The following is a 13,149-nucleotide window of genomic DNA, read 5'->3' on the forward strand; positions in this document are numbered from 1 at the left end:
TACCCGACGCGTACGAGCTGCCGGGCGATCCGGGCAACGGATACCTGCGCTCCAGCGTCACCAGCATCACCCGGTTCCGGGCCGCGTACGTGTCCGGCCCGCACCGGGTACGTAGCACCGGGCTGCACCGCGAGGTGATCGCCAGCCAGGTGGTCCCGTTCACCGCCGGGGCCGCCGCGCCGGCCGTCCCGGCGCCGCGCCCGCCCTCGGAGCCGGCGCCGGACGAGTCGACCGACACCGGCACCATCGTGCTGCACGCCCTGGTGGACCGGCTGGTCGACCAGGGTCCGCCGGCACACCAGGTGTGGATGGCGCCGCTGGAGGACGCGCCGACCCTGGACGACGTGCTGCCGCCGCTGCTGCCCGACCCCGAGCACGGGCTGCGTCCGATCGACGCCGGCCAGGGGTACCTGCGGGTGCCGGTCGGTCTCATCGACAAGCCGTTCGAGCAGATGCGCGACCTGCTCGTGGTGGACCTGTCCGGGGTCGGTGGGCACGTGGGCGTGGCCGGCGGACCGCAGAGCGGCAAGAGCACCCTGCTGCGGTCGCTGGTGTGCGGGCTGGCGCTGACCCACTCGCCGCGACAGGTGCAGTTCTACTGCCTCGACTTCGGCGGCGGTTCGCTGACCGGGTTGACCGGCCTGCCGCACGTCGGCGGGGTCGCCGGCCGGCACCAACCGGAGCGGGTGGGCCGCACGGTGGCCGAGGTCCGCTCGATCCTGATCGAGCGGGAACGGCGCTGCGCGGAGCTGGGCATCCACGGCCGGGACGCCTACCGGCAGGCGCAGGCCGACGGTCGCATCTCGGAGGACCGGTTCGGCGACGTGTTCCTGGTCGTGGACGGGTGGTTCGTGCTGCGCCAGGAGTTCGAGCCGGCCGAGGAGATGGCCCGGGACATCGCGGCCCGTGGCCTGAACTACGGGGTGCACGTGATGATCACCATGGGCCGCTGGTCGGAGCTGCACATGTCGATGCGGGACAAGATCGGGACCCGCCTCGAACTGCGCCTGGGCGACCCGGTGGAGTCCGGGATCGACCTGCGCGCGGCGGCCCAGGTGCCCCGCCGCCCGGGGCACGGGCTGACCGACGCGAAGCTGCACTTCCTCGGCGCGCTGCCGCGCATCGACGGCGTCCAGTCGGCCGAGGGGCTCGCCGCGGCCACCGAGCACCTGGTGTCCGCGGTGGCGGACAACTGGACCGGGGAACGCGCCGCCGCGGTACGCACCCTGCCGGCCTCGCTGCCGATGGCCGAGCTGCCGGCGCCGCAGGGGGCCCGCATCGCGCTCGGTGTGGACGAGGACCAGCTCGCGCCGGTGTGGCACGACTTCCGGCTGATGCCGCACCTGACGGTGCTGGGGGACACCGAGAGCGGCAAGACGAACATGCTGCGCCTCATCGCCCACGCGATCGTCGCCAGCCACACCCCGGCCCAGGCGCGCATCATGGCCGTCGACTACCGGCGGCAGCTCTTCGACGACGTACCGGCCGAGTACCGGCTCGGCTACTCGGTCTCGGCGGACAGCACCCGGGACAACGCCGCCGAGGCGCTGGCCGGCCTCCGGCCACGGGTTCCCGGCCCCGACATCACCCCGGAGCAGCTACGCGCCCGCGACTGGTGGTCCGGCCCCGCACTGTACGTCCTGGTCGACGACTACGAACTGCTCGCCGGGCCCGACAACCCGTTGGCCCACCTGATCCCGTTGCTGCCCCAGGGCGGCGACATCGGGCTGCACGTGGTCGTCGCGCGGGCCGCGGCCGGGGCGATGCGGTTGTCGATGGACCCGCTGCTGCGGCGCATCCAGGAACTGAACACCCCGGACGTGGCGCTGTCCTGCCCGCCGACGGAAGGCCCGCTGCTGGGTAACATCAAGCCGCGCTCGCTGCCCCCGGGCCGGGCGCTGCTGTGCACCCGGCGCGGCGGCCGGTTGATCCAGACGGCACTGGTACCCGGACCCGTGGTGCCCACCGGGGCCGACCGATGACCCGCACCGCCACCCGCCCGCGCCGTACGCCCACCCCACCGGCCCGCCCCGGCAGGCCGGTCGCGGCGGGCGGGCCCGCTGAGGCCGCCGGCCACGCGGCGGCCGGGCCGGCTGAGGCCGCCGGGCACGCTGCGGAATACGCGGCGGCCGGGCCGGTCGAGCCCGCTGCGAGGTACGCGGCGGCCGAGGAACTGGTCCGGCGGCTACGGGCCCGGGCCTGCCTGCCCGGACCGTCCGCCTCGCCGACCGCCTGGCCCTGCGACACGGGGCTGCTGGACTGGCTCCGTCGGATGACCTACCCCGCCCTGTACACCTGGGCGGCCGAGGAGAACCTGGCGCGCCGCTGGATCGGCGGCGACGTTTTCGGCTCCCGCCGGCTGTCGTCGGCACCGGAGTTCCTCGCCGGCACCGACCTACGCCGTCTCGCCCCGCACCTGGTCGCGCCGCTGTTGCGGCGGGTGAGCATGACGCGACCGGCCCCCAGCGCCGCCGACCTGGAGCCGGCGGCCCTCGCCGCCGACGCCGGCCGGGTCAGCACGTTCCGGCGCGACGGGGCCGCCCGGCTCTGGGGCCAACCGGAGCACGCGCCACCGCTTCCCGACACCACCACCATCCCGCACGTCGTGCACGGCATCTGGCTCGGCCGGCCGCTGCCCGAGTCGAACGGCTTCTGGGCCAACTACGGCGCGGCGGCCGACAGCTACGCCGGCCAGGTCGACTTCGTGCTGTGGACGGACATCCCACGGGCCCGCTTCGACGCGGCCCGCGTCACCCCGCCCGCTCCGGCCGGCCGACCCGATCCACTGGCCCCGGTACGCGCCCTGCTGACCTGGGCCGACACCCACGGCATCCACCTGGTGAGCGTGGCCGAACTGTTCCCCGCGAACGCGCCGATGACCCTGCACAGCCCGTACGCCCTCGAGCTGAACCGGAGGCTGCCGCAGGGTTTCGCGGCGGCCAGCGACCACCTGCGGGTCGAGGTGGTGCACCGGTTCGGCGGCCTGTACGCCGACGGTGACCTGCACTTCCTCCCGGACGCCGCGCTCGGGCCGCACGAGCGGGCCGACAGCCCGGCGGACGAGGGGGCCGGCAGTCCGGCGGACGAGGGGGCCGGCAGTCCGGCGGACGAGGCAACCGGAAGCCCGGTAAGTCAGGGCACCGAGGGCCCGCCGGGTGGTGGGTACCGGCTGTTCCGTGGCCGGTGGCACGGGCCGCCGGAGGCCGACGGGCCGGCCCGGCTGCCGGAGCTGTTCGACCGGGTCGCCGCGTCGACGTACGGGTTCACGCTGCACGCGCTCACCGACGAGATCGTCCTCAACGACGTCATCCTGGCCCCGGCGGGGCATCCCGCGCTGGCGTTGTGGCTGGAGGGCGCGCGGTACAACTACCTGCGCGACCCGCGCGACCTGTACGCCGCCGACACCCCCCAACCGGCCGACTCGGACCCACCGGCAGACTCGGACCCACCGGCCGGGTCGGACGCGCCGGCCGGGTCGGATCCACCGCTCACCTCGGACCCGGGGGCCGGGTCCGACCCGCCGGTCGCGGGGGCGTCCGGGTGGCGGGGGGAGCCGGCCTCCTGGACCTGGGCGGTCACCGCCATGCGTACCGGGCGGGTGCACCACTGGCTGCTGGCCCGGCTGGGCATCGGCGCGGCCGACCTGGTCAAGCCGGCGCCGGCGGTACGCGGGCACAGCGAGCTGAGCTGGCTGCCGCCGGTCGACGGCCAACCGCCGGTCGCCTGCCCCGACCTGGACCCGCTGCCGACCCTGGTTGCCTGCGTGGACCTGCTGCGCTGGCAGCACCTGTCGCGCTGCGGGGACCTATGCCTCACCACGGTCGCTCCACTGGTACGCGGGCTGCCCGAGCCGGACACCGCGTGGACCGCGCTGCTGCTCGCGTTCGGGCACCTCTCCACCGACCTCGGCCCGGTCACGTCGGTCACCGACCGGCGACGCAACCAGGACCAGACCCTCGACGTCGTGGTACTGCCGCCCGAGGCGGAGGCGCTGCTAGACCGTGCCGCGACACCGGCCACCTGGTTCGGTTCCGGTGCCCAGTCCGGCGATGTTGAGGGAGCCGGACCGCAGGCCGCCGGCCGGGAGTACTGGTTCCTCGGCGAGCGCACGGTCCCGGCCCGCCTGCTGCCCGCCGGGCCGGGACTGGTCCGGCCGGACGGGCGATGAGGCCGCCGGGTGCCCAACCGATCCGCCGCCGTGGCCCGACCCACCAGGCGAACGTGGCACACGCGGCCACATCATCCACCTTCCGGCGACGCGCGCCGGATGACGAACAAGGAGAGTCATGGCAGAGACACAGGCCGGATACGTCGTGCCCGGCATCAAACTGGACTCGATCGTCGCCGACGAGGCGACCATCACCGGCATGGTCAAGGCGTTCGCTCAGGCCCAGATCGAGGCCCGCGACAGCCACTCGAACGTCGTGGCCGCAACCGAGGCGCTGATCCGCTCGTGGACGAGCGACACGGCCGCGCCGCAGTTCCTTCAGGCCGTCCAGCAGTGGCTGGCCGGCTTCCAGAAGGTCCAGCAGGGCCTGGACATGCTCAACCTGAACATGCAGCAGTACGCGAAACTGACCACGACGACCGAGGACGACAGCGCCATGCAGGCCGGCAATTGGGCCCGGGAACAGCCTGTCCCCGGTCTGTCGCGGACGCTCTACAGAGGGTGACTGCCAGATGGACGTCTTCCGCTGGGTCGGCGCCGGCCCAGCGGAAGACGTCCGGCCTGAGCGCTCACGTCACCCGCCCTTCCGGCGACGCGCGCCGGATGACGAACAAGGAGAGTCATGGCAGAGACACAGGCCGGATAAGCCGTGCCCGGCATCAAACTGGACTCGATCATCGCCGACGAGGCGACCATCACCGGCATGGTCGTGGCGTTCGCTCAGGCCCAGACCGAGGCCAGGGACAGCCACTCGAACGTCGTGGCCGCGAACCAGGCGCTGACCGCCTCGTGGGCGAGCGACGCGGCCGCGCCGAAGTTCCAGCAGGCCGTCAACAACTGGGCTGGCCGGCTTCCAGAAGGTCCAGCAGGGCCTGAACATGCTCAACCAGAACATGCAGCAGTACGCGCGACGGCATGGTTGTCCAGAAGCCGTTCGCCCCACTCGGACGGACCGACGGTGAGTGACCTGGCTCCGGCGGCGTCCAGCTGCCGTAACCGGACGCTGCCGGGCTGTTGCACGGTCCCGGCCCGGGTGCTGCCCGCCGCCCGCAGGCAACATCCGGGACGGACAGAAAAAACTTGTGAACTCCCGTGACCATGCACACGTGTTCGGGATATGAGCGCCGAGCGCGGGGAACTCTGCCGACTGCTGGTCGTCGGACCGACCAGCCAGGTCGACGTGAGTCTGCCCACCCACATCCCTTTGGCCGACATGATGCCGGCCCTGCTGAGCGCACTGGGGCCGGACCTCGCCGACCGTGGGCTGGAGCACAGCGGCTGGATCGTGCAGCGGCTGGGCGGACCGGCCTTCGACGAGTCGCGCACCGTCGGTGACCTCGACCTGCTCGACGGCGAGGTCGTGCACGTACGCCCGCGTACCGACCAGATCCCGCCGCTGGCCTACGACGACCTGGTCGACGGCGTCTCGGCCGGCATCCGCAAGCGGTCCGGGCTGTGGCGTCCGCAGACCACGCGGGTCACCGCCCTGGTGCTGTTGGCCGCCTGGCTGACCGTCTGGCTGGCCGCCGCGCGGATGTGGCCGGCCGCGTCCCGGAACCCGGCCCTGCTCGCGGCGATGGCGGCGATGTGCTTCGTCGCGGGCTTCGCGGTGGTACGCAAGCTGGCCGACCGGGCCACGGCCGGCATCCTGGGGGCCGCCAGCGTGGTCGGTACGGTGGTCGCCGTGCTGGAGGCGGTCGCCGGTGCCCCCGTACCTCGGCTGATCTTCCTGGGTGCCACCGCCGGCACCGTCGCCGCCTTGCTGGTGGCCGCGTTCGTCTTCCCGCGCACCGGCTGGCGGCAGGTCACCGTCGGCCTGCTGGCGGCATGGCTGCTGGTCGTCGCCGCGCTCGCCCTGCACACCAGGGCCACGCTGGACTGGACCACGATCGCCGCGATCACGGTCGTCGTCACCACGGCGCTGCGCCCGACGGTACCGTGGGCCGCCTTCAAGCTCGCCGGGTTCGCCCTGCCGGAGATGCCCGTCGAGCCGGCGGACCTCCAGAAGGACATCGACCCGGAACCGGCCGCCGGGGTGCTCACCCGGGCCGCCGCCGCCGACCAGTTCATGACCGCCCTGTACGCGGCGCTCGGACTGGTCTCCGGGGCCGCGATGGTGTGGCTGGCGGCGGCGCCCGGCTGGGCCGCACCGCTGGCCGCCTGGCTGGCCGCCGTCGCCCAGATCCTGGTCACCCGCCCGATGACGAGCATCTGGCACCGGGTGGCGCTGGCCGGTCCGGCGTTGGTCGCCGTGGCGACCTGGTGCCTGACCGCGCCCACGGACCGGAGTCCGCTCGCCGCCCAACTGGCCATCGGCTGCTGCCTGCTCCTGGCGGTGGCGTGCGGGGTGGCCGCGCGGATCCCGGTCGGCCGGCGGTTCAACCCGATCTGGGGCCGGATGGGCGACCTGGCGCACACCGCGATGGTGGCCGCGCTCGGGCCGACCGTCGTGGTCATCACCGGCCTGATCGACGTGATCCGGGCGCGGGTGGGCTGACATGTCGTCGCGTCGTGACCAGGTGGACGCCCAGCGGTACATGATGACCCGGGTGACCGGCGCGCTGGTGCGGGCCGAGCCGGAGACCGTCGAGTCCCCGACCCGCCGGGACCGCACCGGCACGCTCGCCGGTATCGTGTTCGGGATCCTGCTGCTGGCCGGGGTCGCGATCTGGGCGCTGTTGCCGGGATCGGGCTCGACCAGTTGGCAGCAGCCACGGATGTTGGTGGTGGACGCCTCGACCGGGGCGCGGTACGTGCTGGTCGACGGCCAGTTGCGCATGGTCAACGACGTGGCGACGGCCACGCTGCTGGCCGGCGGTCGACTCACCCCGGTCACCGTGTCCTCGGCCAAACTCGCCAAGGTGCCGCAGGGCCCCGCGGTGGGCATCCCGGCCGGGCCGCAGGTGCTGCCCGCGGCCAACCGGGTCAACCAGGGCGTGTGGCGGGCCTGTAGCCGGCACACCGGCCGGGTCGTGCTCGACGTCGACGTGCCGGCGGCCCCCGATCCGCTCGGCGAGGGGCAGGCGCTGCCGGTCACCGCGGGCGGCAAGACCTACCTGCTGTGGAACGGGCGACGGCTGCTCCTTCCCCAGCCGTGGATGGCCGACGTGCTGGGGCTGGGGCTGCTCGCTCCGGTACCGGTGGCGACGGCCTGGCTGGAGTCGATCCCGCTGGGCGGCACGGTCGGCCCGCCGAAGGTGGCTCGGGCCGGCGGCGCCGGCCCGAGGGTGGCCGGCCGGCCGACGTCGATCGGCCAGATGTTCGCCGTGGACATGGGCAACGGCACGGTCGGTCACTACCTGATGACCGCCGACGGACTGGCCCCGCTGACCGAGACCGAGTACCGGTTGCAGCGGGCCACGCCGGGCGCGGCCACGGAGACCGCCATCAGCGCGGCCGATCTGGCCGTCGCCGGCCAGCGCAGCCCGGTGCGCCCGCTGACCACGCTGCCGGCCACCCCGCCGGCGCCACCGTCCATGCCCGAGGACGCCGCGGTCTGCGTGGAGTACGCGGGCCAGGTCGGCGAGAAGCCGACGGTCGTCCTGGCCAGTGGGACCGGCATGCCGACCGGCGGCAGCGGCGGGAAGACCGCCGTGACGGTACGGGTGCCGTCGGGCGGGGGAGCGCTGCTGATGCCCCCGGCTGACGCCGACACCGACCGGTGGCGGCAGCAGGGCCTGCTGGTCAACGAGCGGGGAGTCGCCTACCCGATCATGGGCGGCGACGTCACCACCCTGGGCTACTCCCTCAACCAGGCGGTGGCCATGCCCACCGCGCTGGTCGCCATGTTGCCTCCCGGGCCGGCGCTGGTCCGGCCGGAAGGGAGGTGAGGCCGCGGGGTACCCGAACGTCCCGCCGAGCGGCCCGCCCCTTCGGGCGGACGCGGCGGATACGAGCACACGTCCCACCTATCGCAACAACACGACCGATAGAAGACAAGGAGAGTCATGCCAATCAACAGGCAGGGAATTGTCGCCGATGAGGCGACCATCAAGGGCATGGTCATGGCGTTCGGCCATGCGCAGGCCGAGGCCAAGGACAGCTACAACAACGTCACGGCCGCCAGCAACAACCTGTCCGCCCAGTGGCAGAGCGACGCGGCCGCGCCGCGGTTCCAGCAGGCCGTCCAGCAGTGGCTGAACGGGTTCATGAAGGTCCAGCAGGGCCTGGACATGCTCAACGACAACATGCAGCAGTACGCGCAACTGACCACCACGACCGAAGACGACAGCGCCCTGCTGTCCGGCGGCTGGGCCCACGGCTGACCGCCGAACCCTCACCTGTGACAGCCGGGACGAAACCCAGACCGACGAACGACAAGGAGGCCGAGAATGGCCAACTACAGCATCAACCCCGCCGCGGTTCAGACCGTCGCCGACGAAATGGCCAGGGAGACCCGCCAGCTCGACCAGTCGCTGGAGACCCTCCAGGTCTCGGTGGGTAGGTTCACCGAGGCCAACAACGGTCAGGCGCCGGAGGCCTACAAGGCCGCCCAGGCGCTGTGGAACCAGGGCCAGCAGGAGATGAGGGTGGCCCTGTCCGTGGGGCAGGCGCGCCTTCAGGAGATCAACATGAACTACCAGCACGGCGACAACCGGGGCGCGGCCATCTTCAGCTAGTACCCCGCCGAACCTGACCTCGCACGAGGTCGGGACGGCAGTTCCGCCGAGCCGATACCGGGTCAGGCGCGCTGGTCCGCCGCACCGCCGGATGGACCAGCGCGTCTGACCCACCGCTGTCCACGGGATCGTCCGGATTCCGGATTCATCGGGTCCGGACAGCCGAGTCCCGCTGGCCCGTCTCCATCCGAGAGGAAACACGATGAAGAACATCGTCATCAACGAGAGCTACCTGCGGAAGCTGCACGGCACCTACACCAAGCAGGTCGACGAGATCGACCTGATGTACGGCAAGAACTACCCGTACGGCTCCCTGCCGGATTCCACCGTCGACATCACGAAGCAGTTCAAGCTGCGCATCGGCCCGAAGGGCTTCACCGAGGCGGAGGAGCTGACGGGGGCGATCGAGGTCGTCCGGGCCGGCCTGGCCAACCGGCTCAAGGGCGCGCGAACCGAGCTCAACAACCTGGAGCACGGCATCAAGTTCCTGCTGGCCGACTCCGAGGCCGTCGAGCAGACGAGCACGCTGAGCGCCGAGCAGTTCGAGTACTTCATGCCCAAAGCCGGGGGTTAGTCATGGCGAACACCGCGACGTTCGAGGATGCCCTGGCGAGCATTCTGGGGCTGGTGCTCGGCGGTGGAGAGGGCGGGGAAAAGGCTTCCATCAACGACAACTTCCGACCGCGGACCATCAAGGGCCCCGGTTACTGGCTGATCACCCAGACGAGCACCCTGAAGTCAAACGTGCAGGGCGCGTGGATGCCGGAGTACAACAAGGACGCGGTCACCTTCTACCGGTGGAAGCAGAAAGGGATCTACAAGCACATCACCCGGGTGACGGTGTGGGTGGGCGTGACCAGCCGGGACGACACCCAGAAGCAGGAGCGCAACACCACCGACCCGGGAAACTCGACCAACCCCGACGGCAACCCGGTCGTCTCGCTCGGCAACGCGTGGGAACGGATGATCGCCGACCTGCCCAAGGTGGCCGGGCCGAACAAGGCGTTCGACCCGGACTCGATCGGGTCGGTCCGCGAGATCCTGGCCAACCTGACCACCCACGCGCTGGGGATCTCGAGCGAGCTGACCGATCAGGTCAAGTCGGTGAACGCCAAGAGCCCCGACTTCAAGGGCTCCGCCGAATCAGCCTGGCGGCACCGGGTGCAGGAGGCGAACAAGTACCTCGCCGACATCATGCCCCAGGCCAAGCAGTGGGACACCTCGCTGGCCCAGGTCGAGCAGGCCATGAGGGACTTCATCACGGCGGTGGCCGACACCTTCGAGAAGTGGTCCTCGATCCACCCGGCCGGCATCTGGCAGCACCCGTACCGGGTCATCGCCCAGATGTTCAACGAAAGCACGCTCGAGTACGGCGACCTGCACGACGGCCAGTCGAACGCCTGGGACCTGGGTCAGCAGTACGCCGAGACCGGGGACGAAGCGGGATCGGAATACCGTGGCCAGAAGTTCGGTGGCTCGGACGCGGGTATCGTCACGTGGACGCCGCCCGCGTGGGTGAAGTACCACCCGTTCGACGCGTTCAGCATCCCCGAGTGGAACAAGCTGGACCGGCATCTGCGCCAGATGTGGGCCGACAACGCCCTCAAGACCTTCGAGCCGGCGATACTCGCGGCGAAGAAGTTGGTGTCGGTGTTCGCCGAGGCGCGCAACCCGTTGAGCATCACCGACCCGAAGCCGGTGCCACCGAACCCGATGCCCAACGACGTGGGCGGCTTCGCCAACAACCCGTTCGGGAACATGGGTAACCCCTTCGCCAACTGGGGCGACCCGTTCGCGAACATGGGTAACCCCTTCGCGAACATGGGCAATCCGTTCGCGAACGTGGGTAACCCCTTCGCGAACATGGGCAATCCGTTCGCGAACGTGGGTAACCCCTTCGCGAACGTGGGAGCGAACTTCGGCAACCCGTTCCCCAACGGCGGCGGCGTGGGTAACCCGTTCGTCAACGGCACCGGTGGCGGTGGTTTCATGCCCGCCAGCATGATGCCCAACTCGGGCGCCGGTGGTGGTGCGGGTAATCCGTTCGTCAATGGCTTGGGTGGTTCCTCTGCTGGCGGCGGCCTGGAAAATCCGTTCACCGGTGGTGGCGCCGGTGGCGGCCTACCGGCCGACATGAAGGTCAAGTCGGAGATGCCGTCCGGTGGTGGTGCGGGTAATCCGTTCGCCAATGGCCTGGATGGTTCCTTCGGTGGTGGCGCCGGCGGCGACCTTCCCGCCAGCATGATGCCCAACTCGGGCGCCGGTGGTGGTGCGGGTAATCCGTTCGCCAATGGCTTGGATGGTTCCTTCGGTGGTGGCGCCGGCGGCGGCCTTCCCACCGACCTGAAGGTCAAGTCGAGCATGCCGTCCGAGGGCGGTGGCGCGGGCAATCCGTTCGCCAATGACGGCTTGGAGGCTGTGGTTGGCGGCGGTGGCGCGAGCGGCCTTCCCCCCATTCCGGCCCCCAAACCGGTCACCCCGTCTGCCGGCGGTGGCCTGGAGAATCCGTTCACCGGCGGTGGCGCGGGCAGTTCCCTGCCGACCAGCAATCTCGGGCTCAACCGCAAGCCGTCCGGGCCGCAGTCGTTGGGTGACCTGACGCCGTCCCAGTTGGAGCAACTGGACAAGGCCGGGCTGCTGGACGATGTGCCGCTGACGGCTGAGCAGGCGGACTACCTGCGGAAGAACGGTCTGTCGCCGGGCGGTGCGACGAATCTCGGTCAGCTCAGCCCGGATCAGCTCGACGCGTTGGATCGCGGCGGGCTGCTGGACGAGACCCCCCTCACCAACGACCAGCGGGCGAAGCTCGGCCTGAACGGGCCGCAGTCGTTGGGTGACCTGACGCCGTCCCAGTTGCAGAGGCTGGACGGGGCGGGGCTGCTGGACGATGCGCCGCTGACGGCTGAGCAGGCGGACTACCTGCGGAAGAACGGTCTGTCGCCGGGCGGTGCGACGAATCTCGGTCAGCTCAATCCGGATCAGCTCGACGCGCTGCAACGCGGCGGCCTGCTGGACGATGTCCCGCTGTCGCCGGAAGAGCGGGCGAAACTCGGGTTGCCGCCCAACCCGTCGGGGAGTTCCGGCGGGGGTGGATCCGTGCCGGGCCTGGACGCGGGCAGGTTGCCGTGGCCCGACACCGGGCCGTCGGCACCGATTGACCGGAATGCGTTCCCGACCACGGTCGACGGTAAGGACGTGTCGCCCAAGCCGGGTATGACCGGAGGCATCACCACCCCTCCGGCATTTGGTGACGTCACGAGACCCGGTTCGGCCAGCTTCCCGCACGTTCCCGGGGTGCAGGTCGGCACCGGGGGCCTGTCGGCGGTGCCGGGCGTATCCGGCTCGCCCGGGGCGCTGAACCCGGACAAGCTGGGGGTGCCCGTCGGAGGCCCGGTCGGGACCAACCTGAATACAGGTCCGGGTGCCGGTCCTGGTCTCCCGCAGCCCGGCGGGGGCGGTATGCCGGGCGGTGGGATGCCGGGCGGTGGGATGCCGTTCATGCCCCCGATGATGCCGGGCATGGGTGGCGCACCCCACCAAGGGCAGGACCGTGACCGCCAGCGCAGCACCTGGCTGAAGGAGGACGAGAAGGTTTGGGGCACTGACCCCGACTGTGCGCCCGCGGTGATCGGCCGGCGCGGTCGGGACACCCGGGTCGAGGAGGACGAGTTCGGCATGCCGATCGACGAGCGTCCCGGCAGCCAGGACGAACGCCGCCGGTACCGGGGCCGTTGACACTGTTGCCCCGGCCGTTGAGCACTATTGCACCGATGTGAACCCGGTGCCGAGATCAGCCGTGAGATAGAAGAGGAGGTAGTCGGAATGAGCTTGTTGGGCGACGAGGAACTGTTGGCCGAGATGCGTGCGGCCCTGAAGGACGTCGACGAGGCGGCCGACCGGGTACGCCGGCGCGTGGCCCGGGCGCAGACCACCGTGGAGGACAAGAAGAAGCTGCTGTCGGTGACCGTGGGTGGCCACGGCGAGCTGTCCCGGATCACTTTCAACGGGGACGCCTACCGGCGACTCGCGCCAGCCGAGCTGGCCGACCTGATCGTGACGACGGCCCGTACCGCCCGCGAGAAGGCCCAGCGCAAGACGATGGCCGGCACCGCCGAGCTGACGCGTCACCTCACCGGCCTCGACGACGCCGCGCAGTCGGCCGGGAGCATCGAGGAACTTGTCGAGGGCATCGCCAGCATGGTTTCCGGCGGTGCCGACCGGCGGACCGGGCAGGCGGCGTCATGAGCGGGCAACGGATCGAGCACCACGGGGATATCCTGCTCCGGAATGTGCCGGCGGTGCTCCAGTTCAAGGACCACCTGATCAGCACGGTGGACCCGGTGCGCCAGATCGCCGAGTGCC

The 13,149-nt window shown here is 71.4% G+C and carries 11 protein-coding genes; all 11 read left to right on the forward strand.

Features of this window, described 5'->3' with window-relative positions:
* A partial coding sequence (gene eccCb / locus B0E53_RS24670) for a type VII secretion protein EccCb (RefSeq protein WP_107078231.1) occupies window positions 1-1,982 on the forward strand: 1,982 nt, incomplete at its 5' end.
* A complete protein-coding gene (locus B0E53_RS24675) occupies window positions 1,979-4,168 on the forward strand; it encodes a hypothetical protein (RefSeq protein WP_107078232.1) in 2,190 nt (729 codons plus the stop codon). The genes eccCb and B0E53_RS24675, both read left to right, overlap by 4 nt.
* Before the next feature lie 118 nt (window positions 4,169-4,286).
* Complete coding sequence (locus B0E53_RS24680; RefSeq protein ID WP_107078233.1) at window positions 4,287-4,673, forward strand: hypothetical protein; 387 nt, start codon at window positions 4,287-4,289, stop codon at window positions 4,671-4,673.
* Between the two features lie 144 nt (window positions 4,674-4,817).
* Window positions 4,818-5,264 carry a hypothetical protein gene (locus tag B0E53_RS37090; protein ID WP_146167752.1) on the forward strand — a complete coding sequence of 149 codons (447 nt, stop codon included), beginning with the start codon at window positions 4,818-4,820 and terminating at the stop codon, window positions 5,262-5,264.
* 21 nt (window positions 5,265-5,285) lie between these two features.
* Window positions 5,286-6,665: a type VII secretion integral membrane protein EccD gene (gene eccD / locus B0E53_RS24685; protein WP_107078234.1), complete on the forward strand. Its 1,380-nt coding sequence runs from the start codon at window positions 5,286-5,288 to the stop codon at window positions 6,663-6,665.
* A 1-nt stretch (window position 6,666) separates the two neighbouring features.
* The gene (gene eccB / locus B0E53_RS24690; protein ID WP_107078235.1) at window positions 6,667-7,998 is read left to right on the forward strand and encodes a type VII secretion protein EccB; all 1,332 of its coding nucleotides are present in this window, start codon (window positions 6,667-6,669) and stop codon (window positions 7,996-7,998) included.
* A gap of 117 nt (window positions 7,999-8,115) precedes the next feature.
* Window positions 8,116-8,433 carry a WXG100 family type VII secretion target gene (locus B0E53_RS24695; RefSeq protein WP_107078236.1) on the forward strand — a complete coding sequence of 106 codons (318 nt, stop codon included), beginning with the start codon at window positions 8,116-8,118 and terminating at the stop codon, window positions 8,431-8,433.
* A 66-nt stretch (window positions 8,434-8,499) separates the two neighbouring features.
* Window positions 8,500-8,787 carry a WXG100 family type VII secretion target gene (locus B0E53_RS24700; RefSeq protein WP_107078237.1) on the forward strand — a complete coding sequence of 96 codons (288 nt, stop codon included), beginning with the start codon at window positions 8,500-8,502 and terminating at the stop codon, window positions 8,785-8,787.
* A 202-nt stretch (window positions 8,788-8,989) separates the two neighbouring features.
* Entirely contained in the window at window positions 8,990-9,361 is a 372-nt protein-coding gene (locus tag B0E53_RS24705; RefSeq protein ID WP_107078238.1) for a hypothetical protein, read from the forward strand.
* Window positions 9,362-9,363: 2 nt separating this feature from the next.
* A complete protein-coding gene (locus tag B0E53_RS24710) occupies window positions 9,364-12,522 on the forward strand; it encodes a hypothetical protein (protein WP_107078239.1) in 3,159 nt (1,052 codons plus the stop codon).
* Between the two features lie 87 nt (window positions 12,523-12,609).
* Window positions 12,610-13,032, forward strand: a complete 423-nt coding sequence (locus tag B0E53_RS24715) for a YbaB/EbfC family nucleoid-associated protein (protein ID WP_107078240.1) — start codon at window positions 12,610-12,612, stop codon at window positions 13,030-13,032.
* Window positions 13,033-13,149 lie beyond the last annotated feature (117 nt).

The organism is Micromonospora sp. MH33 (assembly GCF_003013775.1).
GTDB lineage: Bacteria > Actinomycetota > Actinomycetes > Mycobacteriales > Micromonosporaceae > Micromonospora > Micromonospora fulviviridis.